At 62.8% G+C, this 25,391-nt stretch carries 23 protein-coding genes, 1 tRNA gene and 1 pseudogene; 21 read left to right on the forward strand and 4 right to left on the reverse strand.

The window, feature by feature from the left end; all coding sequences use genetic code 11:
* The first annotated feature begins 65 nt into the window (after positions 1-65).
* The 7 genes from MSTE_RS11335 to MSTE_RS11365 all read left to right on the forward strand — a co-directional run bounded on the left by MSTE_RS11335 (position 66) and on the right by MSTE_RS11365 (position 6,168).
* A complete protein-coding gene (locus MSTE_RS11335; protein WP_096501273.1) occupies positions 66-947 on the forward strand; it encodes a ParA family protein in 882 nt (293 codons plus the stop codon).
* 26 nt (positions 948-973) lie between these two features.
* Positions 974-1,834, forward strand: a complete 861-nt coding sequence (locus MSTE_RS11340; RefSeq protein WP_408645917.1) for a segregation and condensation protein A — start codon at positions 974-976, stop codon at positions 1,832-1,834.
* The gene (gene scpB / locus MSTE_RS11345; RefSeq protein WP_096501277.1) at positions 1,831-2,571 is read left to right on the forward strand and encodes an SMC-Scp complex subunit ScpB; all 741 of its coding nucleotides are present in this window, start codon (positions 1,831-1,833) and stop codon (positions 2,569-2,571) included. Before MSTE_RS11340 ends, scpB begins: the two co-directional genes overlap by 4 nt.
* Positions 2,572-2,574: 3 nt before the next feature.
* Complete coding sequence (locus MSTE_RS11350; RefSeq protein ID WP_096501279.1) at positions 2,575-3,315, forward strand: pseudouridine synthase; 741 nt, start codon at positions 2,575-2,577, stop codon at positions 3,313-3,315.
* Positions 3,316-3,323: 8 nt separating this feature from the next.
* Positions 3,324-3,998: a (d)CMP kinase gene (cmk, locus tag MSTE_RS11355; RefSeq protein WP_096505750.1), complete on the forward strand. Its 675-nt coding sequence runs from the start codon at positions 3,324-3,326 to the stop codon at positions 3,996-3,998.
* On the forward strand, positions 3,995-5,404 hold the full coding sequence (gene der, locus MSTE_RS11360; protein WP_096501281.1) for a ribosome biogenesis GTPase Der: 1,410 nt from the start codon (positions 3,995-3,997) through the stop codon (positions 5,402-5,404). The genes cmk and der overlap by 4 nt, the downstream gene beginning before the upstream one ends.
* Before the next feature lie 200 nt (positions 5,405-5,604).
* Positions 5,605-6,168 carry a LysM peptidoglycan-binding domain-containing protein gene (locus MSTE_RS11365; protein ID WP_046253634.1) on the forward strand — a complete coding sequence of 188 codons (564 nt, stop codon included), beginning with the start codon at positions 5,605-5,607 and terminating at the stop codon, positions 6,166-6,168.
* Between the two features lie 87 nt (positions 6,169-6,255).
* Here MSTE_RS11365 and MSTE_RS11370 read toward each other — a convergent pair whose 3' ends face one another.
* Positions 6,256-7,620, reverse strand: a complete 1,365-nt coding sequence (locus MSTE_RS11370) for an HNH endonuclease signature motif containing protein (RefSeq protein WP_096501282.1) — start codon at positions 7,618-7,620, stop codon at positions 6,256-6,258.
* A 162-nt stretch (positions 7,621-7,782) separates the two neighbouring features.
* Between MSTE_RS11370 and MSTE_RS11375 the strand changes: the two genes are divergently transcribed.
* Positions 7,783-7,856, forward strand: a tRNA-Pro gene (locus MSTE_RS11375).
* Positions 7,857-7,890: 34 nt separating this feature from the next.
* Here MSTE_RS11375 and MSTE_RS11380 read toward each other — a convergent pair.
* Together MSTE_RS11380 and MSTE_RS11385 are read right to left on the reverse strand one after the other, a co-directional pair.
* Positions 7,891-8,859, reverse strand: a complete 969-nt coding sequence (locus MSTE_RS11380) for an NAD-dependent epimerase/dehydratase family protein (protein WP_096501283.1) — start codon at positions 8,857-8,859, stop codon at positions 7,891-7,893.
* 78 nt (positions 8,860-8,937) lie between these two features.
* A pseudogene (locus MSTE_RS11385) lies at positions 8,938-9,027 on the reverse strand (P-II family nitrogen regulator); the annotation flags it as partial.
* Positions 9,028-9,394: 367 nt separating this feature from the next.
* Between MSTE_RS11385 and MSTE_RS11390 the strand changes: the two are divergent.
* The 13 genes from MSTE_RS11390 (at position 9,395) to MSTE_RS11450 (ending at position 23,817) form a co-directional block, all read left to right on the forward strand.
* A protein-coding gene (locus MSTE_RS11390) for an IS3 family transposase (protein WP_408645809.1) occupies positions 9,395-10,572 on the forward strand; the annotation gives its coding sequence in 2 pieces (ribosomal slippage) (positions 9,395-9,661 and positions 9,664-10,572; 1,176 coding nt in all).
* A 3-nt stretch (positions 10,573-10,575) separates the two neighbouring features.
* The gene (locus tag MSTE_RS11395; RefSeq protein WP_096501284.1) at positions 10,576-12,678 is read left to right on the forward strand and encodes a glutamine synthetase III family protein; all 2,103 of its coding nucleotides are present in this window, start codon (positions 10,576-10,578) and stop codon (positions 12,676-12,678) included.
* 328 nt (positions 12,679-13,006) lie between these two features.
* Complete coding sequence (locus MSTE_RS11400) at positions 13,007-15,073, forward strand: adenylate/guanylate cyclase domain-containing protein (RefSeq protein ID WP_096505751.1); 2,067 nt, start codon at positions 13,007-13,009, stop codon at positions 15,071-15,073.
* Positions 15,073-16,494: a mechanosensitive ion channel domain-containing protein gene (locus MSTE_RS11405; protein ID WP_096501285.1), complete on the forward strand. Its 1,422-nt coding sequence runs from the start codon at positions 15,073-15,075 to the stop codon at positions 16,492-16,494. Before MSTE_RS11400 ends, MSTE_RS11405 begins: the two co-directional genes overlap by 1 nt.
* 228 nt (positions 16,495-16,722) lie before the next feature.
* Positions 16,723-17,298 (forward strand): hypothetical protein, encoded by a 576-nt coding sequence (locus MSTE_RS11410; protein WP_046253635.1) that lies wholly within the window; start codon positions 16,723-16,725, stop codon positions 17,296-17,298.
* On the forward strand, positions 17,283-18,059 hold the full coding sequence (locus MSTE_RS11415) for an APH(3'') family aminoglycoside O-phosphotransferase (RefSeq protein ID WP_096501287.1): 777 nt from the start codon (positions 17,283-17,285) through the stop codon (positions 18,057-18,059). Before MSTE_RS11410 ends, MSTE_RS11415 begins: the two co-directional genes overlap by 16 nt.
* Before the next feature lie 46 nt (positions 18,060-18,105).
* Positions 18,106-18,468, forward strand: a complete 363-nt coding sequence (locus tag MSTE_RS11420; protein ID WP_096501289.1) for an ArsR/SmtB family transcription factor — start codon at positions 18,106-18,108, stop codon at positions 18,466-18,468.
* Positions 18,465-19,103: an SRPBCC family protein gene (locus MSTE_RS11425; RefSeq protein ID WP_096501290.1), complete on the forward strand. Its 639-nt coding sequence runs from the start codon at positions 18,465-18,467 to the stop codon at positions 19,101-19,103. The genes MSTE_RS11420 and MSTE_RS11425 overlap by 4 nt, the downstream gene beginning before the upstream one ends.
* A gap of 36 nt (positions 19,104-19,139) precedes the next feature.
* Positions 19,140-19,655 (forward strand): VOC family protein, encoded by a 516-nt coding sequence (locus MSTE_RS11430; protein WP_096501292.1) that lies wholly within the window; start codon positions 19,140-19,142, stop codon positions 19,653-19,655.
* Positions 19,652-21,115: an FAD-binding protein gene (locus tag MSTE_RS11435; RefSeq protein WP_096501294.1), complete on the forward strand. Its 1,464-nt coding sequence runs from the start codon at positions 19,652-19,654 to the stop codon at positions 21,113-21,115. Before MSTE_RS11430 ends, MSTE_RS11435 begins: the two co-directional genes overlap by 4 nt.
* A gap of 122 nt (positions 21,116-21,237) precedes the next feature.
* Positions 21,238-21,636 carry a hypothetical protein gene (locus MSTE_RS11440; protein WP_096501295.1) on the forward strand — a complete coding sequence of 133 codons (399 nt, stop codon included), beginning with the start codon at positions 21,238-21,240 and terminating at the stop codon, positions 21,634-21,636.
* A gap of 109 nt (positions 21,637-21,745) precedes the next feature.
* The gene (locus MSTE_RS11445) at positions 21,746-23,104 is read left to right on the forward strand and encodes an ABC1 kinase family protein (RefSeq protein ID WP_096501297.1); all 1,359 of its coding nucleotides are present in this window, start codon (positions 21,746-21,748) and stop codon (positions 23,102-23,104) included.
* Positions 23,105-23,187: 83 nt separating this feature from the next.
* Complete coding sequence (locus MSTE_RS11450) at positions 23,188-23,817, forward strand: TetR/AcrR family transcriptional regulator (RefSeq protein WP_162291628.1); 630 nt, start codon at positions 23,188-23,190, stop codon at positions 23,815-23,817.
* On the opposite strand, the gene MSTE_RS11455 is transcribed toward MSTE_RS11450, so the two are convergent.
* A complete protein-coding gene (locus tag MSTE_RS11455; RefSeq protein WP_096505752.1) occupies positions 23,801-25,327 on the reverse strand; it encodes an ABC1 kinase family protein in 1,527 nt (508 codons plus the stop codon). The genes MSTE_RS11450 and MSTE_RS11455 overlap by 17 nt on opposite strands.
* Between the last annotated feature and the right edge of the window lie 64 nt (positions 25,328-25,391).

A 25,391-nucleotide genomic window follows, 5' to 3' on the forward strand; every position in this document is an offset into this window, starting at 1 on the left:
CTTGCGCGAATGCCTTCGATGAGCCGCTCGTGCGAAGAGGGTCGAACAGATGATCGGGAGGTGACGTGACGGACTCCAGTCTTGACTCCGACTTTCCCGCCGAAGACGGCGACCTTGATCTGACCGGTCGTCCTCACAAAGACATTCCCGAACCAAGGCCGCTGACCAGCCATGGTCCGGCCAAGGTCATCGCGATGTGCAACCAGAAGGGCGGGGTGGGTAAGACCACGTCGACCATCAATCTGGGCGCCGCGCTGGCCGGGTACGGCCGACGCGTCCTGCTGGTGGACCTGGACCCGCAGGGGGCGCTGTCCGCCGGTCTGGGCATCGCGCACCACGAGCTGGAGACCACGGTGCACAACCTGCTGGTCGAGCCGCGGGTATCGGTGGACGATGTCCTCATGCGCACGCGGGTCGAAGGACTGGACCTGATTCCCAGCAACATCGACCTGTCCGCGGCCGAGATTCAGCTGGTCAACGAGGTGGGCCGGGAACACTCGCTGGCCCGTGCGCTGCACCCGGTGCTCGACCGCTACGACTACGTGCTCATCGACTGCCAGCCGTCGCTGGGCCTGCTGACGGTGAACGCGTTGGCCTGCTCCGAGGGCGTCGTCATCCCGATGGAATGCGCGTTCTTCTCGCTGCGCGGTCTGGCGTTGCTCACCGACACCGTCGCCAAGGTGCGTGACCGGCTCAACCCGAAGCTGTCGGTGTCCGGAATTGTCATCACCATGTTCGATGCCCGCACCTTGCACGCGCGCGAGGTGATGGCCCGGGTCATCGAGGTGTTCGGCGATCAGGTCTTCCACACCGTCATCACTCGCACCGTCCGCTTCCCGGAGACCAGTGTGGCGGGGGAGCCCATCACCACATGGGCGCCGAAATCCTCCGGTGCCCAGGCGTATATCTCGTTGGCTCGCGAGGTAATCGACCGGTTCGAATCGTGACGGTTGAGGTACCGGAAGAGCTGGCTGTGCCTCATCCGGTCGAGACCTCCGCGGAGCACCCGGTACCCGATTCCGCGGTCCCGGAACCGGCTGCTCCCGAATCACACGGTTTCCGGATTCGCCTCACAAACTTCGAGGGTCCGTTCGACCTTCTGCTGCAACTGATTTCGCAGCATCGACTCGATGTCACCGAGGTGTCGCTGCACCAGGTGACCGACGAGTTCATCGCCTACACCAAGTCGCTGGGCGATACCTACAGCCTGGACGAGGTCACCGCGTTCCTGGTTGTGGCGGCCACACTGCTGGACCTCAAGGCGGCGCGGTTACTGCCCTCGGGGCAGGTGGACGACGCCGACGATCTGGCTCTCCTGGAGATCCGGGACCTGCTGTTCGCGCGGCTGCTGCAGTACCGAGCCTTCAAGCACGTGGCGGAGATGTTCGCCGAACTGGAGGCCGCCGCGCTGCGTTCATACCCGCGTGCGGTGGCGCTCGAGGAGCGGTTCAGCGAGTTGTTGCCGCCGGTGCACCTGGGACTCGACGGGGACCAATTCGCCCAGCTCGCTGCCGGTGCGTTCACGCCGCGGCCGGTGCCGACGGTGGGGCTCAGCCATCTGCACATTCCCCGCGTTTCGGTGCCTGAACACGCCAAACGGATGGTTGAACTGCTGGCTGAACGCGGCGCGGGGCAGTGGATGACCTTTACCGAGCTGGTGGCCGAGTGCACGGTACCCATCGAGATCGTGGCCCGTTTCCTGGGCGTCCTCGAGCTCTACCGCTCCAAGGCGGTACTATTCGAGCAATCCGAACCGCTTGGACCGCTCCAAGTTTCATGGACCGGTGAGCGCCCGGCGCAGGATGATCTAGAAAAGGCAGTGGACTACACATGAGTGAGCAGACGACCTCTGTCGAGGGGTCGGAGGAGTCCACCGAGCTCGATGTCTCGGCAGAACCCATCCTGGATGAATCGGACGAGTTCGTCGCGATGACCGACGAGGAACTCGGCAGCACGCTCGAAGCGCTGTTGCTGGTGGTGGACACACCCATCGGTGCTGCAGCGGTGGCTACCGTCGTTGCGCAGCCGTTGGATCGTGTAGCCGAAGCGCTGCAACGGATTTCCGAAATTCTGACCGACCGCGCCAGCGGTATCGACCTGCGTGAGACCGCGGACGGCTGGCGCATGTACACCCGTGCCCAGTACGCCCCCTACGTGGAGAAGCTGCTGCTGGACGGCGCACGTTCCAAGTTGACCCGAGCGGCGTTGGAGACCCTTGCCGTGGTGGCCTACCGGCAACCGGTGACGCGATCTCGCGTCAGTGCCGTCCGCGGTGTGAACGTCGATGCCGTCATGCGCACGCTGCTGATGCGCGGGTTGATCGCTGAAGCCGGCACCGATGACGAGTCCGGCGCCGTGATGTTCCGCACCACCGAGCTGTTCCTGGAGCGGCTTGGGCTGACGTCGCTGTCGGATCTTCCCGATATCGCGCCGCTGCTTCCCGATATGGACGTGATCGATGATCTATCCGAGAACCTTGGCGACGAGCCGAGGTTTGCGCGACTCGACCGGACGCCCACCGACGGTGCTGGATCCGATGCCGCGCCCGCCTTTACTGTTGATCAGGACTGAACGATGAGCGAAGAAGGAATTCGACTACAAAAGGTGTTGTCGCAAGCGGGGATTGCGTCACGCCGGGTTGCCGAGCGGATGATTTTCGACGGCCGTGTCGAAGTAGACGGCGAGATCGTCACCGAGCAGGGCCGGCGAATCGATCCCGCCGTCAACGTGGTTCGCGTGGACGGTGCACGCGTGATCATGAACTCCGAACTGGTGTATCTGGCACTCAACAAGCCGTACGGGATGCTCTCCACCATGTCGGACGACCGTGGCCGCCCGTGCATCGGGAAGCTGATCGAAGAGCGGGTGCGCAGCAACCAGGGCGTCCGCAACGTCGGCCGTCTCGATGCCGAAACCGTCGGCCTGATCTTGCTGACCAATGACGGGGAGCTGACGCACCGCCTCATGCACCCGTCCTATGAGGTGCCCAAGACGTACATCGCCACGGTGGCCGGTACCGTGCCGCGCGGCCTCGGCAGACAGCTGCGCGACGGTGTGGAACTCGCCGACGGCCCCGCCAAGATCGACGACTTCAAGTTCCTCGGCACCACCGACGGCCAAACCATGATCCAGCTGACCCTGCACGAGGGTCGCAATCGCATTGTGCGCCGGCTGCTGGATGCCGTGGGGCATCCGGTGGTGGAATTGGTGCGCACCAAGATTGGCGATGTGACGTTGGGTAATCAACGTCCGGGGAGCCTGCGCGCCCTGGGCCGCGACGAGATCGGCTCGCTGTACAAGGCGGTGGGTCTGTGACGCGCGTGGTGGTGGCCATCGACGGTCCATCGGGCACCGGAAAGTCCTCGGTGGCAAAGGAACTGGCCCGACAACTGAGCGCCGCCTATCTGGATACCGGCGCGATGTACCGCATCGTGACGCTATGGGTGCTGCGCGCCGGCGTCGACCTCACCGATCCGGCGGCCATCGCCGCGGCGACCGGTGAGGTGCCCATGTCGGTGGGGTCCGATCCGGATGTGCAGACGGCTCTGCTCGGCGGAGAGGATGTGTCGACTCCCATCCGGGGGGCCGAGGTGACTGGCGCGGTCTCCGCGGTGTCCGCGGTTCCGGAGGTACGCGAGCGGTTGGTGCGACGGCAGCGTGAGCTGGCCGAGGGCAGCGGCGGCGCCGTGGTGGTGGAGGGCCGCGATATCGGTACGGTCGTCTTGCCCGAGGCCGACGTGAAGATTTATCTCACGGCATCGGCACAGGCCAGGGCTGAGCGCCGTAACGCACAGAACGTCTCGGGCGGCGGGGCCGATGAGTACGAGCGCGTGCTCGCCGACGTGCAACGCCGCGATCATCTGGACTCGACCCGGGCGGTGTCGCCGTTGCGTGCTGCCCAGGACGCGATAGAGGTCGACACCAGCGACATGACACAGGATGAGGTGGTGGCCCACCTGCTGGACCTCGTTCGCACAAAGGCAGGGGCATCCCGATGACCGACGGCACATGGGTCGACGAAAGCGAGTGGGAACTCGACGAATTCGATGGAGTCGAGGAAACCGAGGAAACCGAGGAGCCGAGCGCCCCGCCCGCGGTGGTGGCGGTGGTCGGTCGCCCGAATGTCGGCAAGTCAACCTTGGTGAACCGCATCATCGGGCGGCGCGAAGCGGTCGTACAGGACATTCCCGGGGTGACCAGGGACCGCGTCTCGTATCCGGCCGAATGGCTGGATCGCCGATTCACCGTGCAGGACACGGGTGGCTGGGAGGCCGATGCGACCGGCCTGCAACAGTTGGTGGCCGAACAGGCGCGGCATGCGATGGCCACCGCGGATCTGATCATCCTGGTGGTCGATGCGACGGTGGGTCCCACCTCGACCGACGAAGACGCGGCGAAGCTGCTGCGCCGCTCGGGTAAGCCAGTTTTCTTGGCGGCCAACAAGGTTGATAGCGACCGTGCCGAGGCGGACGCCGCAACACTGTGGTCGCTGGGGTTGGGCGAGCCCATCGCTATCAGCGCCATGCACGGGCGCGGTGTCGCGGATCTGCTCGATCGCGTGGTCGCCGATCTGCCCCAGGTGTCAGCGCGAGGATCGGGGGAGGGCGGACCGCGGCGTGTGGCCCTCGTCGGAAAACCCAACGTGGGCAAGAGCTCTCTTCTGAACAAGCTTTCCGGGGACGAGCGGTCGGTGGTGCACGATACTGCCGGAACCACCGTGGACCCGGTGGATACCTTGATCGAACTCGGCGGTAAGACTTGGCGTTTCGTCGATACGGCTGGTTTGCGCCGGAAGGTCGGACAGGCCTCGGGGCACGAGTACTACGCCTCGCTGCGCACCCATGGAGCCATCGAGGCCGCCGAGGTGGCGATCGTGCTTCTGGACGCGTCCCAGCCCATCACCGAACAAGACCAGCGGGTGCTGTCGATGGTGGTCGAATCTGGGCGCGCATTGGTACTGGCGTTCAATAAGTGGGACCTGGTGGACGAGGATCGCCGCGATCTCCTTGAACGTGAGGTAGACCTTCAGCTTGCCCAGCTCAATTGGGCCCAGCGCGTGAACATCTCGGCCAAGAGCGGGCGGGCCATCCAGAAGCTGGTGCCCGCGCTGGAGTCTGCACTGCAGTCCTGGGACTCGCGTATCTCTACCGGTCAGCTCAATACCTGGGTCAAGGAAGTGGTTGCCGCGACGCCGCCGCCGGTCCGCGGCGGGAAGCAGCCACGTGTGTTGTTCGCCACTCAGGCCACCTCGCGGCCACCCACCTTCGTGCTATTTACCACCGGTTTCCTCGAGGCGGGGTACCGCCGGTTCCTCGAACGCCGGTTGCGCGAAAGTTTCGGCTTCGAAGGCACTCCCATCAGGGTCAATGTCCGAGTACGCGAGAAGCGCGGGCCCAAGCGCTAACTGGCGGCGAGATAGCAACGGGCACAAGATAAAGGACCCTGTGCACATTGCGCTCTCAGGCTCCGTTCACCCAATATTCGCGCTCATGTTGAGATCTACCCGATCCGAATCGCCCACTTTTTCGGTTTGCCGACCTAGGCTGGTTTGACCGTCTACCATCCTGCGGCGGTAGCAAAACCACCTACGAAAGGCGCAACACAGTGGCGGACACACTTACCCAGGGTCAGAAGCTGGATTCGGGACAGAGCCTCACCTCGAACAACGGCGCGTACACGCTGACTCTGCAGGATGACGGCAACCTGGTTCTGGCCGATGGCGGTAGCCCCGTGTGGGCCTCCGACACCAGCGGGCACAGCGCGGGCCGCGCAGAGGTGCAGAGCGACGGAAACTTCGTGGTCTACGACAACGGTGGCGGCGCGCTGTGGAGCAGCAACACCGAGGGCCGTTCGGACGTGAAGCTGGTTCTGCAGGACGACCGCAACCTGGTGCTCTACGCAGGCGCCGACTCCGTGTGGTCCTCGGGCACCCAGACCGACACCCCGGTCGCCCCGGCCGAGTCCGTCGAGGTTGCTCCGGCCGCCGTGGAGGAGCCTGCTCCTGCCCCGGAGCCCCGCACCTACACGGTCGTGTCGGGTGACACCCTGTGGGCCATCGCCGAGCGCTTCTACGGCGACGGCAACCAGTACCAGAAGATCGCCGACGCGAGCGGCGTTGCCAACCCCGATCTGATTCAGCCGGGTCAGGTTCTGACCATCCCGGAGTAATCGCACCGGCTCACGCAAGCGGCTCGAACTAAGCCTCTTGGCCCCATCGGCCCCGTCGGGTTAACCCCCGGCGGGGCCGATGTCGTGTTACTCCCGTAGGTAGCCGTCCGGATGGTGGAACCAATTGACACGCGGCGAGCGCGCCGGATCGACATGCGCGGGTGGGATCCACCAGGTTCGACCGTCCGGCCCACGTACGGCTCGCCAGTGCTGGTCCTCGGCTCCCAGTAGCTTGTGATGCCCTTCGCAGCCCAGGGTGAGGGAGTCGATATCGGTGCTGCCGCCGTAAGCCCACTCGTCCATGTGGTGCACCTGGCAGTGATACGCAGGTTGATCGCAGCCCGGATACGTACAGCCACGATCCTTGGCGGTCAACACGATTCGCTGGTCCTCGGTGGCGATCCGTTTCGCCCGCCCTAGATGCAATGCACGACCGTCGTCATCGAAGATGGCCAGATAATGATGGGCGTGACTGGCCATCCGGATCAGATCGGTGATCGGCACGAGTGAGCCTCCGCCGGTCACCGCGTTACCCGAAGCCGCCTCCAGCTCACGCAGCGTTGCGGTGACCACCGCGGTCACCGGCAATCCGCGGTGGCGGCCGAGCTCACTCGATGACAACACGGACCGGCAGACCGCCTTCAGTGCATCATGCCGGCGCTGCGCGACGGAACGGCCATCCCGCCGCGCCGCATCCACGTCCGAATCATCACCTACGCAAGGTGTTTCGTCATCGGGGTTGCACATGCCCGGTGCCGCGTACTTGGCGAAGATCGCGTCGAGATAAGAACGCAGCTCGGGGTCGAGGTCGAATGCCCCGGGCGTCATGAGGTCAACACCCTGACGCCCCATCCTGAACCCTCGCCGTCGGGCACGGTCGGCATCGCCGGTTAAGCTCCCGTCGGGATCGAGATAGGCCAGGAGTCTGTCCGCGGCCTTGCGGAGCTCGTCGGGTCGCAGCGTTCCCGCGAGCTCCGCCAGCTGCCTCTCAGTGGCCGCCCGGGTTACCGCATCGACGGCTCGGGGGAGTCGGTCCCAGAACTGGCGGATAACCGCGATGTGATCACACCCGGCGGTGCCCGCCTGTTGCGCCATGGCGGTGGCCGCGAGTACCGGCTCGATCCGGTCACCGCTGAGCGCGACCCTTGGAGCGAGTTCCGCGGCGTCCCGGATGCGCCGTCGGGCGTCGGAGCGGGTGATCCGAAGCGCATCGGCGAGGACGTCGGGCGGGTTGATGCCACCGAACGCGCCCGGAACATGATCGGCCACAAGTTCATTGACAAGCCCGTGGGTGGCGGCGGGAATCCTGCGCACGAAGGCCTCTACCTCACGCAGAACGGCGAGACGGTCACCCTGTGTGAGAGTCTGCGGATCCAGTTCCGACAATGCGTCGAGGGCGCCGGCCAGCTCCGCGAGGACCTGGTCGGCCTCCACATCCAGTATCGAACGCATGTTCGAATAATACGACGCCACTCCGACAGCCAGCCGACAAATGTTGCGGATGATTTTGTGGTGACACAAGTGGTTTCAGGAATCCGGGTTCGTTGACCGGAATCCGAGTTCAGGATCTTGCCAGACCTACGGTAGGCTTCCGTCTGCTGCTCATAGCGGCGGCGGGCTGTGGCGCAGCTTGGTAGCGCACTTGACTGGGGGTCAAGTGGTCGCAGGTTCAAATCCTGTCAGCCCGACAACAAAAACCACCTGTTTACAGGTGGTTTTTTGTCATCCCAGGAGCCCTTGGCTCTCTAGCCAGGTTCGGGTCGCTTGCATGCCGGATTCGAGAGTGAACTGGGGCCTGAATCCCAGAACGCTCTGCGCTTTGGCAATCGAGTAGGTTCCGGTCCTGGTGAGGTATCGCACGGAGGCGGCGTTGGCTTCAGTTGTTCTGCCTGACAGCGCGAGAATGGACGACTTCGCTCTGGCCAAGCCAACCGCAGCGGCGGTCGGCAGCACCAGGGGGCCGCGCTTACCGAGCATGCGGTAGTAGTGGCCGAAGAACTCTGCGCAGGTAACCCCAACGCCTCCGGAGATGGTGAAGACCTGGCCGCTTGCCGCATCGCATGTAGCCACGCTCGTGATGCCTTCGATGATGTCATCGATGTAGATCGGCGAAAAGATCCCCTTTCCCATCGCCGGCAACACGAATTGGTTACCGCGGATCATCTCTAGGGGCAGTAGTGTCCACGGCCGGGATCCAGGCCCGTAGATATCACCTGGACGTACGATCCGCGCATCTATCCGGTGGGCCGCGTGAGCCTGTAGTACCACTTGTTCGCTTGCGATCTTGGTGTCAACGTACGTGTTCCCGTCGGTTCGGACGGGGTGATCTTCGGTGACCATGCCGGGAAAGTCGACGTCCGAGAACGCCCGAACCGACGATAGGTGTATGAACACCGCCCCCGGTGACGTTGCATCGATAACCTTTTTCGTCCCAAGTACATTGATGCGCCAGGCAGCGTCGGCTGCCGCGGTGTTCGACACTATTGCTGCGGTGTGGAAGATCGCATCCGCCGTCGCGGCGTCGGCTATCCACGGCCCCTCAACGTTGATGTCTCCGGCGCGGACGCCGTGTGCGGGGTCCGCCACCAGATCGACACCGCGGATTTCCCAACCCAAGGCGCGAAGGTGCCGCGAGAGTGCGCGGCCCACGAATCCGTTTGCGCCGGTGATAAACGCGCGTTGAGTCGTCACCTCCCCATCAGTATCAAACAGCGGTACTGGGGGCAAACAGGAGTCCGTCTCCACGCGCCAGGTTGCGGACGTGCCCGGCTAGAGGGCGTCTGTGCCCTGTTCGCCGGTGCGCACCCGCACCACCGAGTCAACGGGGCTTACCCAGACTTTGCCGTCGCCGATCTTGCCGGCAGCTCCTGTGTGTTGCATCTCTGTGAAGTGCTCAGCACGAGCTGAAGTCCATGCAGCCAGTCGGGGGGAGTTCCACAGCTACGCATTCTGCTGTTGATGTACGCGAAACATGCCGGCCATTGGTTGTCCTTAACGTAGCCACGTTGGTCGCTCGCTAATCAGCTGCGGGCACGTCACGGCGATAGGAAGTCAATTGAGCGGAAATGCTGTTCGGCTGCAGGCGATCAACAATGTCGAGGCCTACGTGCCTCCGGCAATAAGCTTCGTGGTCGGCGAAGAACCGGGTGAAGTGTTGGGTCTGGTGCACGGATAGGTGACAACTGAGATGGCTTGCCCTGTGGGGTGGGCCTGGAAGGATGTCGCTGTGCCGAAGCCGTTTCCTGCAGAGTTCCGTGCCGATGTGGTGCGAATTGCCCGTGATCGCGATGCTGGTGTGACGTTGGAGCAGGTCGCTGCTGATTTCGGTATTCACCCGATGACGCTGTCGAAATGGATACGCCAATCCGATGTCGATGAGGGGGTTCGCCCTGGTGTGACCGCCACTGAGTCCGCCGAGAACCGCGAACTCAAGAAGCGAGTCCGGTTGCTGGAGCAGGAAAATGAGGTGTTGCGGCGGGCGGCGGCCTATTTGTCGCAGGCCAACCTCAAGCTGGGTCAGTCCCCAAAATGATGTACCCGCTCGTTCGTGAGCTGGCCGCCGACGGTGTTCCCGTCACGGTGACGTGCCGGGTCCTCAAAATCGCTCGTCAGCCATTTTATCGCTGGTGTGCTGGCCCGGTCACTGGAACTGAGTGGGTGCAAGCGTCAGTGACGAACGCGGTCTATGACGCCCACCGTGATGACCCCGAGTTCGGCTACCGATTCCTCGCTGATGAAGTCCGGGCCGCGGGAATCGCTGTGTCTGACCGGACGGTGTGGAAACGCTGCCGCGAGAACCGCTGGTGGTCGGCATTCGGCAAGAAACGCAGCCGTGTCGGCAAGAAACCAGGCCCACCTGTTCACAACGATCTGGTATGCCGCAATTTCACCGCAACCACCCCAAACATGTTGTGGTTGACCGATATCACCGAACACCGGACCAGCGAAGGCAAGCTCTATCTGTGCGCGATCAAGGACGTGTTCTCCAACCGCATCGTCGGCTATTCCATCAGTAACCGCATGAAAGCTGCCCTAGCGGTGACCGCGCTCAACAATGCGGTGGCCCGCCGTGGCGATGTGAGTGGGTGCATCGTCCACAGCGACCGGGGCAGCCAATTTCGGTCCCGAAAATTCGTGCATACCCTCAACCGGCACAACATGATTGGCTCCATGGGCCGGATTGGCGCCGCCGGTGATAACGCCGCGATGGAGTCCTTCTTTTCCCTGCTGCAAAAGAACGTCCTGAATCGGCGCCGATGGAACACCCGCGACGAACTACGGACAGCGATCGTGACCTGGATCGAACGCACCTACCACCGCCGCCGACGCCAACCCGCCCTCGGCAAGTTGACCCCCATCGAATACGAGACCATCATGACCACACCGGCCAATCAGGCCGCCTAAAGACTGTCACCTATCCGTGCAGCAGACCCGTTCGGCGCGAACGTCTTTAGCAAGGCCGTCATGCAACAGCGGCTTCCTAAATCGGTCTACAAGTCGGTGACCGCCACCATCGAGCAGGGCGCCAAGCTGGACCCGGCCGTGGCCGATGCCGTCGCCTCAGCGATGAAGGACTGGGCACTTGAGAAGGGTGCGACGCACTACGCGCACGTCTTCTACCCGTTGACCGGTCTGACCGCGGAAAAGCACGACAGCTTTCTTGAACCAGTCAGTGATGGCGCGACTCTGGCCGAGTTCGCAGGCAAGACCCTGATCCAGGGCGAGCCGGACGCGTCCAGTTTTCCCAGCGGCGGCCTGCGTAACACCTTTGAGGCCCGGGGGTACACGGGCTGGGATGTCACCAGCCCCGCGTACATCCTCGAAAACCCCAACGGCAACACGCTGTGCATCCCGACTGTGTTCGTGTCGATGACCGGTGAGGCTCTGGATCACAAGACCCCGCTGCTGCGCAGTCAGCAGGCGATGGGGGAGCATGCCGAGCGCATTCTTAAACTGTTCGGCCACAGCAACTTTGATCACATCGTGTCATTCTGCGGTCCGGAGCAGGAGTATTTTCTGGTGGACCGTCACTTCTTCCTGGCCCGCCCGGATCTGATCAACGCGGGCCGCACTCTGTTTGGCGCCAAGCCGCCGAAGGGGCAGGAGTTCGACGACCACTACTTCGGAGCGGTGCCTGAGCGTGTTCTCGGTTTCATGATGGATACCGAGCGTGAGCTGTTCAAGCTCGGCATCCCGGCTAAGACCCGGCATAACGAGGTTGCGCCCGGGCAGTTCGAGATCGCTCCGATGTTCGAACGGGCCAACATCGCTTCGGACCATCAGCAGTTACTCATGACGACGTTCAAGACGATCGCCAAGAAGCACGGGATGGAGTGCCTGTTCCACGAGAAGCCCTTCGCCGGTGTTAACGGTTCCGGCAAGCATGTCAACTTCTCGTTGGGGAACTCGCAGTTCGGCAGCCTGCTGGTGCCGGGCGACACACCGCACGAGAACGCGCAGTTCCTGGTCTTCTGCGCTGCGGTAATCCGGGCCGTGCATAAATTCGGGGGGCTGCTGCGGGTTTCAGTGGCATCGGCGACCAATGATCACCGTCTCGGTGCGAACGAGGCTCCGCCGGCCATTATTTCGATCTTCCTCGGCGATCAGCTGGCCGATGTCTTCGAGCAGATTGCCAAGGGTGCGGCGACGTCATCAAAAGGCAAGGGCAGCATGATTATCGGCGTCGATACATTGCCGGTCCTGCCTACCGATCCAGGCGACCGCAACCGCACCAGCCCCTTTGCGTTCACCGGGAACCGTTTCGAATTTCGTGCCCCCGGCTCGATGCAGACCGTGGCCGCACCGATGGTCACGATCAACACGATCATGGCTGAATCGCTGGACTACATTGCGACCGTATTGGAGAAGGAAGTCGCCGACGGCACCGACTTCGACCAGGCTGTGCAGCAGCTCCTCACCGACATCATCACCGAACACGGTGCCGTGGTGTTCAACGGAGACGGCTACTCGGAGGAGTGGCAGACTGAGGCGGCCGTTCGTGGGCTGCCGAATCTGAAGACCACCCTGGACGCGCTGCCCGAGCTGATCAAGCCGGACGCCCTCGAACTGTTCGACAAATACAAGGTATTCAACGATCGCGAGATGCACAGCCGCTACGAGATCGGCCTTGAGCAGTACGCACTGACCATTCACGTCGAGGCGAAGCTCTCCTTGGAGCTAGGTTCGACGGTGGTGCTGCCCGCGGCGGTGCGGTATCAGACCGAGATCGCGCAGAATGTCGCCGCATTGAAGGCCGCCGGAGTTGAACCCAGCACCACCCTGCTGGAGGACGTGTCGGCTCCGATCTCCGATCTGGTCAATGCGCTCGCCGATCTGAAAAAGGGTGTCGAGAGTGATTTCGCGACCACCGCGCTGGAAGAGGCAGAGCACGCGCAGAGCCTGCTGCCCGCCATGGATGCGGTGCGTGCTGCTGCCGACAAGCTCGAGGGGATAGTGGCCGACGACCTGTGGCCGCTGCCGACGTACCAGGAGATGCTCTACATCCTGTAAGGCCAGTGCCGACCGGCGGCCAATACACCGCGATTCCTTGTTCATCCGTTGGTGTCCAAAGGGTTAGTCGCCAGCGAGGGAAAGTCGGCCGCCGAGTTGCGGGCCGAAACCTGTCACCCCTCTATGCGTTCTCACCAATCTTGGTCAGAGTCCGCTCTCGCTCTGTCACACTGATCAGTCGTCGAGCTGGGCTGTCGAAGGGACGCCGAGGGTGCAAGTTACACGTGAAGCCGAGGGGACCGCACCGGATGCCGGTGGAGTCAAGAGGTTCCGGCTGCTGCGCTTCCGCCCGTTGTCCAGGGTCAGTATTCAATCCAAACTGATCGCGATGATGGTGGTGTGCACCATCGTGGGGGCCGCCGTGGTCGGCATCATCGCCTTTCAGGTCGGCCGCAACGGACTGCGCACGGCGGTGTTCACCCGGCTGACGGAGGTACGGGAGTCTCAATCACGCGCACTCGCAGGACAGCTTTCGGATCTGAAGAATTCGCTGGTCATCTATTCCCACGGGACGACCGTCTCGGGCGCACTTGATGCGTTCACCAACGGCTTTGATCAGCTGTCCAATGCGACCGTCGACCCGGCGCAGTGGCAATCGGTCGTCAACTACTACAACAGCAACTTCCTCAAGCAGACCGAGCAGAACAGCGGGGTCAAACTCGACGCGGCAGCGGTGCTGCCCACATCGAACGCACAGCGCTACCTGCAGGCCATTTACACCGCTCAGCGCAAATCCGATGATGTGGCGATAGGTCTCAACGATGCCCATGACGGCAGTGCCTGGTCGGCGGCCAACGCCCGGTATCAGGAGTACTTTCGCGAAATCGCCAACCGTTTCCAGTTTCAGGATGCGCTGCTGCTCGACACTCGCGGAAACATCGTCTACACGGCGTTCAAAGATGTCGACTTGGGCACCAACATACTGACCGGCCCGTACAGCGGATCCAAACTGCACGACGCGTATCAGAGAGCGCTGACGTCCAACGATTCAGACTTTGTGCTGTTCACCGACTTCGAGATCTATCAGCCGGCCGAGAATGAGCCCACCGCCTGGATCGTGGCACCGGTCATTCCCAACGACAGGGCAACCGGTGTGCTTGCCTTGCAGTTCCCGGTGTCGAAGATCAACAGCCTGATGACGTTCGATAAACGTTGGCAGGCAGCCGGTATCGGCAAAACCGGCGAATCCTACCTGGCCGGTCCGGACGGTCTGATGCGTTCGGATTCCCGTCTGTTCCTGGAAGATCCGCAGCGCTACAAGCGCGATGTCGTCGCGGCCGGAACTCCCGCCGATGTCGCAGACAGGGCCATCCGGCTCGGTGGGACCACACTGGTGCAGCCGGTGGACTCCGACGCCACCCAAGCAGCGCAACGTGGCCAATCGGGAACTCTGATCGCCACCAATTACCTTGGGCAGGAGACGTTACAGGCGTACGCGCCGCTGGTGCTGCCGGACTCCGATGTGCACTGGTCCGTGATCGCGACGGTCGACACCACGGAGGCGTTCGAACACGAGGTGTCGTTCACCAAGACCATCGTGGTGTCGACCACCGGCATCATCTTCGCCGTTTGTCTGGCGGCCGCGTTCTTCGCCCAGCTCTTCGTCCGGCCCATCAGGCGGCTGGAAGAAGGGGCCCGGAGAATCAGTGCAGGCGACTACACCGTTGCCATACCGATCGAAACGCGCGATGAAATCGCGGATCTGACAAAAGCATTCAATGAAATGAGCAGAAGCCTGACCATCAAGGAGGATCTGCTCACCGAACAGCGCCAGGAGAATGACCGCCTGCTGCGATCGTTGATGCCCGAGCCCTTCGCGGAGCGGTACCGGCAAGGCGAAGAGCTTATTGCCACCGAACGTCATGACGTGTCGGTCATCTTCGCCGACATCGTCGGCCTGGATCGGCTCCAGGCCGAGCTGGCCTCCGAGGATTCGCTGGCGCTCGTCAATGATCTGGTTCGCCAACTCGATGCCGCATCCGATGATCTCGGAATCGAGCGGGTGCGAACCGCACACAACGGTTACCTCGGAAGTTGCGGTCTCAACACTCCGCGGCTGGACAACGTGCGCAGGATCGTCGACTTCGCTCTCGCATGCCAGGGAATCATCGGGCGATTCAACAGCGAAACCGGGCATGAACTGAGCCTGAGGGCGGGCGTCGACACCGGCACAGTGAGCAGTGGGCTTGTCGGACGCCCCACGATGGTCTACGAAATGTGGGGAGCGGCAGTCAATCTCGCGCACCAGGTGAAGAGTGGTTCGCCGCAGCAGGGTATTTACGTCACCTCGCGCGTGCACGATGCGCTTCGGGAAACCTTCGAGTTCACATCGGCCGGAGCCGTTACGGTCGACGGAGAAGAACAACCGATCTGGCGGCTGTCGGAGAGTCAGTGATGACCGACATCCTCACGTCTCCCTGGTTCTTCTGGTCTGTTGGCATCGCCTTCGGGCTGCCCCTGGGGTTGATCGCGCTGACCGAGTGGCAACAGGCGTTGCGCCGCAAGCACAGCGTCCTGGTGCGGCCGGTGAGCGTCCTGCGCAACTATCTGCTACCGCTCGGTGCACTCCTACTGCTGCTGATCGAGGCGAAACAGATTCCGCCCGAGGCAACGTCGGTGCGACTCGTGGGCACTCTTTTCGCATTCGTGGTATTGGTGCTGGTGCTATCGGGCGTGAGCGCCACGCTTTTCCACGGTGCTCCCGAGGGGACATGGCGCAAACGGGTGCCGGCCATCTTCGTCGACGTCGCACGGTTCGTCGTGATCGTGGTCGGCCTCGCGATGATCTTTTCCTACATCTGGGGCGCAAACGTGCGGGGGCTGTTCACCGCACTCGGCGTGACATCCATCGTGATGGGACTGGCGCTGCAGCAGTCCGTCGGCCAGATCGTCTCCGGACTGTTGATGCTCTTCGAGCAGCCGTTTCGGATAGGGGACTGGCTCGATACCCCGACCGCGCACGGCCACGTCGTCGAAGTCAATTGGCGCGCCGTGCATCTGCAGACCGACACCGGGCTACAGATCACCCCGAACTCCGTGCTGGCCACCTCGTCGTTCACCAATGTGAGCCGCCCCGTCGGCAAGCACAAGATCGCGATCATCAGCGTGTTCTCCGTCGAAGACCCACCAGATCAAGTGTGCGCCATGTTACTGAGGGTGGCGGCCGAGCTGCCCCAGCTCCGCATGGATGCACCGCCATTATCAATCCCATTGGGCGGCATGGAGTATCGCACCACCATCCCGCTGCTGTCCTTTGACGATGATGGCGAGGCGAAGGCGACCTTCCTGCGTTGGATTTGGTATGCCGCTCGCCGGGAAGGACTTCACCTCGATCACGCCGCCGAGACGTTCTCCACACCTGAACGCGTCGCAGATGCGATACAGACTGTGGTCGCACCAACATTGCGGATAGGGCTGGACGACCAGCAGGCGCTGATCTCGCATTCGACAGTCCAGCGTTACGGGGCCGACGAAAAAATCCAGGGCTCAGGCGAGGTGCCGAACCACATGCTGTTCATCGTCGCGGGCTGCGTACGTCTCACCGCGGTCACCGCGGACGGCGCGGAGATATCGGTCGGCACTCTCGACGAAGGTTCCTTTCTCGGGCAGAGCACGCTCACCCGTCAGCCCGTGATCGGTTGCGCGTATGCCGTTGGCGAAGTCACCGTCGTGCAAATCGAACGCGAGCAGGTCGAGACACTTGTGCATCGGAACCCCTTGCTCATGCAGGAGTTCGGCCGCACGATCGAAGAACGAAGGGCTAATGTCCGCCGGGCGATCACCAGCGATGCCCTCGCGGAGAGCCAGAGCGGTTGAGGCCCATCGGCCCCGGCGCCACCAGCAGTTGCTTGCACCGATGGCCTGTTGAGATCGGCGCATAGCCGCGAATGTGTCATCCGGCCACCTACATGGTACGTAATGATCATCACATGTTTGCTACTGATGCGACGGTCGCATCGATTGGTGCGGATTCTGGGTTTCTGACACACGGACACTCCGACAGTTCACACTTCGGGCCCCGTCCATGAGACCGTATCTCTCACTATGGATAGCGAGGCGAGTGGCCACCAATACCTCTCGTATGAGGAATTCGGCAGGGCGTTCTTCGAGATAGCCGTCAGCGAGGCCCGCGTACGGGCGGCGGTCGCGTCGATCGCCGGCGAACCGTTCGAAGTCGGGCCCATGGCTCAAGGGCCCGGAAAGATCGCCAAGGTCACTGCGAAGGTTCAGATCCTGGACCCGATCGTCACCCGGAACGCCGGCGAGACCATCACCTTCGACATTCAGGTGCCGTTGGCCATCGACCTGTTGATCGACCTGAAGCTCGACAAGAGCCGATTCAACGTTGCGGGCAACATCAACCTCAAGGCAACTGCGCGCGCCGCCGCCCCGCTGCAGCTGATCATCGACGTCGCACCGCCCGGCCCGTCAGACATCACCGTCGACGTGTCCTCGAACACCATCCGTGGGGAGCTGTTGCGCATCCTGGCGGGCGTCGATCAGTTGATCAGCCGGTTCATCGCCAAATATGTCGCCGACGAGGTCGATAACCCCAAGGCTATGGCGGCACGCACCATCGACGTCGCACACCGGCTCGATTCGGCCTGGACGGGCGTTTGATCGACCTCTCGGCCTGGGAACCTGTCACGGCGGGGGAGTCCGGCGCCGTGGTCTACCGGTCGGCGGACCGCACTCGCTACGCGAAAACGGGCGGTGCCGACCTCGAGGCCGAGCGAGATCGCATCGAATGGCTTAGCGCTCAGGGCGTCCCGGGCCCGAAGGTCCTTGAATGGACACCGGGGCCCAGCGGCCCCGTGTTGATCACCTCAGCGGTCCAGGGCACGCCCGCCGATCAGCTGGACGCGGACGATCTGGACAGGGCGTGGCCCGCCATCGCCGAGGCCGTGCGCCGACTGCACGCACTGCCGACGGCACAGTGCCCTTTCACGCGGAATCTGGACGCGATGATGGCGCTGGCGCATGACGTGTTGGCTCGCGATGCCGTCAATCCGGACTTCCTGCCCGATGAGGACCGTGATGTTCCCGTCGTGGAGCTCCTGGCCCGTGTCGCAGCCGACGTACCCGAGCGTCTCGCCCAGGAAGCCGACGACCTGGCAGTGTGTCACGGCGACTTGTGTCTGCCGAATATCGTCATCGCTCCGGAAGGCTTCGCGGTCGCCGGATTCATCGACCTCGGCAGGCTCGGACTGGCGGATCGGCATGCGGATCTTGCATTGCTCTTCGCCAATTCACGGGAGACCTGGCCGGGGAACATGCGTGCGACCGCCGCTCGTGCGCGGTTCCTGGACGTATATGGAAAAGCTGCGGACCCGGAGCGGTTGGAGTTCTATCTGCATCTCGATCCACTGACCTGGGGTTGATACTTCATCATTGACTTATATAAGTAAGCACTTTTAATATCGGGGAGTGCACGCTTTCGACATACTCGGAGACTCGGTGCGTCGGCGCATTCTGGAGCTGATCCACGCGGGGGAGATGTCCTCGGGTGCCGTTGCCGAGGTGATCCGTTCGGAGTTTGCGATAAGCCAGCCTGCCGTATCACAGCACCTGAAGGTGCTGCGCGACAACGGGTTCGCGACGGTACGTACCGAAGGAACCCGGCGTCTCTACAGCCTGGACGCCGCGCCGCTCCGGGAAGTGGACCGCTGGCTCGACACCTTTCGCCGCAACTGGACTCCGCATTTGGATGCGCTGGCCACCGAGATCTCCCGCGGCAAGCGGCACCGCGCATCCGCAAGCCCCCGAAGCGACAAGGAGAACATCTCGTGATCGATGTTCAGCATCAGCTCAACGCCGTCCGCCGCACGGTCGGCACCAGGACATTCCAGGCCCGAGAGGCGCGCGTTGTGACGGTCAGTCAGACCTACGACACCAGCGTCGAAGACCTATGGGATGCCTGTACCGATGTCGAACGCATCCCGCGATGGTTTCTGCCGATCGCCGGAGATCTGCGCCTCGGAGGTCATTACTCATTGGAGGGCAACGCATCTGGAACCGTGCTCGCCTGCGATGCACCGCATTCGTTCACCGCGTCCTGGGAAGCCATGGGCACCACTAGCTGGATCGAGGTGACGATCACTCCCGAGTCCGGCGACCGGGCCACCTTCACCCTGGAACACATCTCCGATATCGGCGACGACGACGAACACTGGCTGCAGTTCGGTCCGGGCGCCGTCGGAGTCGGTTGGGACTCCGGGATTCTCGGCCTGGCCGGATACCTCGCGTCACCGCAGGATCGGATCACTCCCGAAGAGGGAGCGGCCTGGGCGGCCGGCGATGAGGGGCGCGCATTCATGGCCGGCTCCAGCGAACGGTGGTACGAGGCGGCCGTCGCCTCCGGCATGGATCCGGCGCAGGCCCGCGGCATGGCCGATCGCACCACGCAGGCCTATACCGCGGGCTGAAGTGGCCGGCGCCACAGCGGACGCTACTATCGGCCCATGACCACATCGGCAATGCCGCCGGATGTTTCTGGATTTGGACGCGTCACCCAAATTGCTTGGGTTACTGATGATCTCGATGCCACGGAGGGCATGCTCAGTGCCGTATTCGGGGTCAAGAAATGGACGCGAATTCCAGATGTGCACTTCGGCCCCGACTCGTGCACCTATCGCGGCGCACCGGCCGACTTCACCGCGACCATCTCGCTGAGCTATCTCGACGACATGCAACTCGAGCTGATCCGCCCGGTCAGCGGCGTAAGCATCTATTCGGAGTTTCTGGAACAACATGCCCCGGGGCTGCACCACGTATGCGTGGAACCGCCCGACATCGACGTTGCGGTCCAACATGCCGCGACACGCGGCATGGAAGTGGTCCAGGACGGTGTGATGCCCGGCGGTATGCGCTTTGCCTACCTCTCGGCACCTGAGGCCGCGCTGCCGTACATGGAACTGGCCCATGTCCCGCCTGAAATCCGGGCGTTCTACGACTACATCAAGAGTGAGCAGGCATGAGCGCAGCGATACCGGAAACCGTAGCGGTCCAGGACGTCACGGAGTGGTCTGATGAGGTAGACGTACTGGTCATCGGATTCGGCATGGGCGGCGGCTGTGCCGCTGTCTCGGCTGCCGAGGCTGGTGCACGCGTACTCGCGCTTGAGCGTGCCGCCTCCGCGGGCGGGACCACCGCCATGGCCGGCGGGCATTTCTACCTCGGCGGCGGTACGGCCGTTCAGGAGGCCACCGGACATGCCGACAGCGCGGATGAAATGTACAAGTACCTCATGGCGGTATCGCCGGATCCCGATCCGGAGAAGATCCGTCTGTACTGCGACGGAAGTGTCGATCATTTCAATTGGCTTGAGGCGTTGGGTTTTCAATTCGAACGCAGCTTCTATCCGGAGAAGGCGGTCATCCAGCCCAACACCGAAGGGTTGATGTTCACGGGGAACGAGCTGGTGTGGCCGTACCGCGATCAGGCCGTTCCGGCGCCACGCGGACACAAGGTGCCCAAACCCGGTGACACCGGTGGTGCGGGCATGGTCGTGGACCTGCTCGCGCGGCGTGCCGACGAGCTGGGTGTACCCATCCGCTATGAGACCGGCGCCACGGCGCTCATCCTCGACGACGAGGGTGCGGTTGTGGGCGCTACGTGGAAACGTTTCGCGGAAACCGGTGCGATACGCGCGAAGTCGGTGATCATCGCGGCGGGCGGATTCGTCATGAACCCCGCCATGGTGGCCGAGTACACCCCCAAGCTCGCCGAGAAACCATTTGTGCTCGGCAGTACCTACGACGACGGACTCGGCATCAGACTCGGGGTCTCCGCGGGCGCAGGCACCCGCAACATGAACCAGATCTTCGTGACGGCTCCGGTGTATCCACCATCGGGACTGCTCACCGGAATCATCGTCAACAAGAACGGCGAACGATTCGTCGCCGAAGATTCCTACCATTCCCGGACCTCCGGATTCGTGATGGATCAGCCCGACAGCGCCGCGTACTTGATCGTCGACTCCGAGCACATGGATCGGCCAACGCTGCCGTTGACGCCGTTCATCGATGGCTGGGAGACCGTCGCGGAAATGGAAGAGGCGCTTGGCATCCCGGCGGGAAACCTTGAGAGGACCTTGCAGCGGTACAACGAACATGCCGCCAGGGGAGAGGACCCCGACTTCCATAAGTACCCGAAATACCTTGCCGCGCAGGGAACCGGCCCGTGGGGTGCGTTCGATCTGACCCTCGGTAAGGCGATCTATGCGGGATTCACGCTGGGTGGACTTCGCACGGATGCGGACGGACGTGTTCTCGCCGAATCCGGGGAGCCGATCTCGGGTCTCTATGCGGCGGGTGCCAGCGCGTCGAACATTGCTCAGGACGGGAAGGGCTACAGCAGCGGAACTCGGCTTGGCGAAGCGTCGTTCTTCGGCCGGCGCGCGGGTTCGCACGCGTCAGCACGGGTATCCGTCGGCTAAGCCAATCTGGCACGCTATGTGAGGCCGGTCACAAACGTGCATCAAATGGTCGTCCGGTGGGGTAGCCGATGGGTGACCATGAACATGTCGCTTAGGCTGGGCGCAACGGAAAGGTGACTCCAATGGCGGAGGTCTATACCAGCAACGGGAACCGGCCCGCGCCGGCTCGTAAGATCCGCAAGCTGGCCAACGTCGCACTGAACATCGATGGCACCGTCGGGCATATAGAATCGATGGCTGTCGAGGTGCACGACCTCACCGATCGGGTGGGTTCGATGCTCGACCACCTGGACTCCAGCCTGGAGCGGCTCGACGACTCGCTCGATTCGCTGAACCTCACGTTGAACAATCTGGCCGAGACCACCACAACCCTGGCTAACACGATGACGAGCCTCGAGACCCTCATCGACGTCGTCAATCCGCTCATCCGCGTACTGAAGGTCGCGCTCTACCCCACGAAGATCGTGCTGGATTTCGCTGACGACCGGATCGCCCAAGTCGAACGCGTCCTGCGCCGGTAGGGGTTCCTTCCCTGGTCATCCCCGGATACTCCTGGCGTTCGATTAACATACATACCGGATTGTCGGTAATGTCTCATCGACGTAGGTGATGAGGACGAAGGGAGTCGCGGTGAGCGATTCATCCGATCAGCCCCGGCGACCCCGGAAGCTTGATCCGGTTTCCGCCGAGATTCAGTTCGACCGGTTGGCCGCCACGGCCGGTCAGCTCCTCAAGGCCGGATCGCGCATCCTGAGCCAACGCCCCACCGAACGCGATCTGCGCCAGGTGGTCGCCAAGGAGATGCGTCGTTCATTTGCCGAGCTCGGCCCCGCCTACGTCAAGTTCGGCCAGCTCATCGCGTCATCGCCGGGGATGTTCCCCGAGGACCTCTCCGCGGAGTTTCGGTCGCTGCTCGATCAGGTGCCACCGGCGAACCCGCAGACCATTCGTTCCATGCTCACCGACGAGCTCGGCGCACCACCCGAGGACGTGTTCGGCTCCTTCGACGAGGTTCCCTTCGCCTCGGCGTCCATCGCCCAGGTGCACAAGGCCACACTGAAGGACGGCACCGCGGTCGTCGTCAAGATCCAGCGCCCCGCGATCCGCACCCGACTCGCAGCTGATCTGCAGATCCTCAAACAAATCGCCCGGGGCCTGGAACTCACCGAGATGGGCCGCATGTCGAACATCTACGAGGTGATGCAGGATTTCGAGGCCAACCTCGCCGAGGAACTCGACTTCACCCTGGAAGCCCAGGCCATGCGGGACTGGACCGCTGGCCTTGCGGGCTCCGAGTACGCACCGAAGGTGCGAGTACCCCAACTCTATTCGGAGCTGTGTACCGACAAAGTGCTCACCATGGAGTACGTCGAGGGCATCAGGATCGACAACGCCGATGAGATTCGTGCGGCCGGGTTCGACGGCCCCGAGGTGGTCAAGACCCTCATGCTCACCCTTTTCGATTCGGCGTTCGCCGCGGGCACCTTCCATGGCGATTTGCATGCCGGAAACCTGATGGTGGACCCGGAAGGCCGAATCGTATTCCTGGACTTCGGAATTGTCGGTCGACTCGATCAGCGCACCCGCAAAACACTGCGCGAGTTGATAGGCGCACTCATCATCGAGCCCGATGACGAGGCAGCCGCACGCACCCTGATCAAACTGGGGGCCATCGATCCCGGCGCCGACCCGGCCAAGGTCGCCGAGTCGCTGCGGAAGGTCACCCGTCCCATGGGTACCTCATTGGGCAAGATCTCCTACGACACGATCGGCCGACAGCTCACCGCACTAGGACGCGAGCACGACGCCATCCTCCCGAAGGAATTCATCCTGGTGGGCAAGCAGCTTCTCTACGTCGAGCGGTACACCAAACTGCTTGCGCCGGACTGGCAGCCGGTGGGCGATCCGGAAATACTCAGCTACTTCGGCACCTTGATATCGGAGTACCAACAGGCCCGCGAAGAAATCCAGGATGAGGTCGGAGAATGACACGCACCGCTGGAACCCCAGCACGGCCTTCTACCCGCGATCATCGCGCCGGGCGACGGACCCAGGAGGAACGCAGCGCCGCCATGCGCAGCAGGCTCCTGGACGCCACGGTGGATTGCCTGGTCAAGTATGGATACGCGGGCACCACCACAACACGAGTGGCGCAACGTGCTGGCGTCACCCGCGGTGCACTCGTGCACCATTTCCAGTCGAAATCCGAGCTCCTCGGAGAATCGGTGCGGCACTTGGCGTTCAAGCAAGGCCAGGAAATTCTTTCCGAGCTGATAGCGCTGGACAGCGAGAGTGGCACCGACTTTGTGAGCCGTTGTCTGGACGCGCTCTGGCGGATGCATCAAGGGTCGATGTTCGTCGCCACCATGGAACTGTGGATTGCCGCGCGAACCGATCCCGAGCTATCGGCCCAGATGGACCAGTTCGAATTCATTGTGATGCAGCAGTTCTCGACGCTGGGTCAATCGGTGAGTCAGACCGACGAGGAGCTGCGGGTCATTCGCAACATCACACTCACCGCCATGGACGCCGTTCGCGGGATCCTGGTCAACAGCATGACAGCGCCGCAGGAAGCTCGTGATCAACGCTGGGCGCGCGCCAAGTCGATGCTGCTGAACATCGTCGAGTCACCCACGGTCGGTGCACCGCTGGATTCCGCGTTGCGCACCATCGACACCGGAAAGCTCAGTCTTTCCGACTAACCTCGGACTCTCGCGCCGCCGCTTCCTCGATGCGTGACTGCTCGGCCTGGATGACCATATTTCCGAAGTATCCGATGAATGACGGATCCGAGAGTATGGCCCAGTCGGGCGCCAGCAGCTTCATGTAGCGCTCCACGTACAGCAGCTGCTTGGAGATCAGCACCAGCTCTCGGGGGAGTCGCACGTCGTATTCCTTGGCCATCATCGCGAGCTGCTTACCCAGCTGTCCGTAAGAGATCGCCGAAAGCTTCGACTGCTGTAAGGGATTGGTGAAATCGGAGATGGTCTTGGCGGCAGTTGTGGAGTCGGCCGGCTTGCCTCGATCGCCGATGGCGCCGAGTTTGTAGATGCCCCGGGCCACTGCCGCATGATCGTTTTTGACGAACAGATCGACCATGATCTCGGTGAAGATCTTGCGGCTGCGTTCGTCGATACGACCGACGATCCCGAAATCCAGGAAGACGATTCGACCGTTGGAATCGACCAAGAGATTGCCCGCATGTAGGTCTCCGTGAAAGAGCCCCTTATGAAATCCCGTCTCGAACAGTGAGTAGACGATGGCCTTGACCAAGCCGACCCCGTCGAAACCGGCCGCGGCGAGTTCGGAGACGTTGTCGATCCGGATTCCCTCGACATACTCCATCGTGAGTACCCGTTCGGTGCTGTACTGCCAGAACACCTTGGGGACCCGCACCTTGTCGCCGTACTCGGTGTCGGCCAAACTGGCGATCCACTGTTCCATGGCGTGGCCTTCGGCCGCGAAATCCAATTCCTCGTTGAGGTTTTGCTCGAAATCCTCGACGATTTCGGTCGCGTTGGTGGCGCGGCCCAGATCGGTTTTCACGACGACTCGCGCCAGCCGTCCCCAGATTCGGATATCGGCGGCCAATCGGGTGCGGATCTTCGGCCGCTGAATCTTCACCACCACCCGTTCACCCGTCTTCAAGGTGGCGTGGTGCACCTGGGCTATGGACGCCGAGGCGAAGGGGTGCTCATCGAATGTTGCGAATATCGTTGCCGGATCTGCGCCTAACTGCTCCCGCACGGTCTGGTGGATCAGCTCCGATGATGCTGGCGGAACTCTGTCGAGCAGCGTGCGAAATTCGTTGGACAGCGCTTCGGGGAAGACGCCGGGGGAGGAGGCGATGAGCTGTCCCAGCTTCACGTAGGTGGGGCCCATCAGCGCGAAGGTCCGACGCAACTCGTGCGCCGCACGCACCTCCAGCGACTTCCCGCGACGGGGCCGCACCAGCAGGCGGGCTCCCGAACTGGCCAGTCGGGACGCGGCGATACCGACGCGCCCGACTTCCACTCTTAGCGGGGGTGGATACAGCGTGACTCTGGGGCGGGTGATCTCGATATCGATTGCCGCCTTGGCCGGTTGCGAATTCGCCGTTGCCGCGGCGAATTCCGAGGTAGATTCCGGGGTGCCGGGCTGTTGTGTCCCACTCTCGGACAATCCAGTGGCGAGGGGCGCCGCGTCGTTGCCCGCGCCCTCGGGGGTGGTCATGAGCGCCACTGTAATACATACGAGCACAGTTGTATGTAACGTGCGCCGAGCTACTGCCGGGTAG

Source organism: [Mycobacterium] stephanolepidis (assembly GCF_002356335.1).
Taxonomy (GTDB): Bacteria; Actinomycetota; Actinomycetes; order Mycobacteriales; family Mycobacteriaceae; genus Mycobacterium; species Mycobacterium stephanolepidis.

Bases quoted from the DNA above. Each gene is read 5' to 3' on its own strand.
- scpB (WP_096501277.1), top strand. From the start codon at position 1,831: ATGAGTGAGCAGACGACCTCTGTCGAGGGGTCGGAGGAGTCCACCGAG.
- MSTE_RS11350 (WP_096501279.1), top strand. From the start codon at position 2,575: ATGAGCGAAGAAGGAATTCGACTACAAAAGGTGTTGTCGCAAGCGGGG.
- der (WP_096501281.1), top strand. From the start codon at position 3,995: ATGACCGACGGCACATGGGTCGACGAAAGCGAGTGGGAACTCGACGAA.
- MSTE_RS11370 (WP_096501282.1), bottom strand. From the start codon at position 7,620: ATGCGTTCGATACTGGATGTGGAGGCCGACCAGGTCCTCGCGGAGCTG.
- MSTE_RS11400 (WP_096505751.1), top strand. From the start codon at position 13,007: ATGATGGTGGTGTGCACCATCGTGGGGGCCGCCGTGGTCGGCATCATC.
- MSTE_RS11405 (WP_096501285.1), top strand. From the start codon at position 15,073: ATGACCGACATCCTCACGTCTCCCTGGTTCTTCTGGTCTGTTGGCATC.
- MSTE_RS11410 (WP_046253635.1), top strand. From the start codon at position 16,723: ATGGATAGCGAGGCGAGTGGCCACCAATACCTCTCGTATGAGGAATTC.
- MSTE_RS11430 (WP_096501292.1), top strand. From the start codon at position 19,140: ATGACCACATCGGCAATGCCGCCGGATGTTTCTGGATTTGGACGCGTC.
- MSTE_RS11435 (WP_096501294.1), top strand. From the start codon at position 19,652: ATGAGCGCAGCGATACCGGAAACCGTAGCGGTCCAGGACGTCACGGAG.
- MSTE_RS11440 (WP_096501295.1), top strand. From the start codon at position 21,238: ATGGCGGAGGTCTATACCAGCAACGGGAACCGGCCCGCGCCGGCTCGT.
- MSTE_RS11450 (WP_162291628.1), top strand. From the start codon at position 23,188: ATGCGCAGCAGGCTCCTGGACGCCACGGTGGATTGCCTGGTCAAGTAT.
- MSTE_RS11455 (WP_096505752.1), bottom strand. From the start codon at position 25,327: ATGACCACCCCCGAGGGCGCGGGCAACGACGCGGCGCCCCTCGCCACT.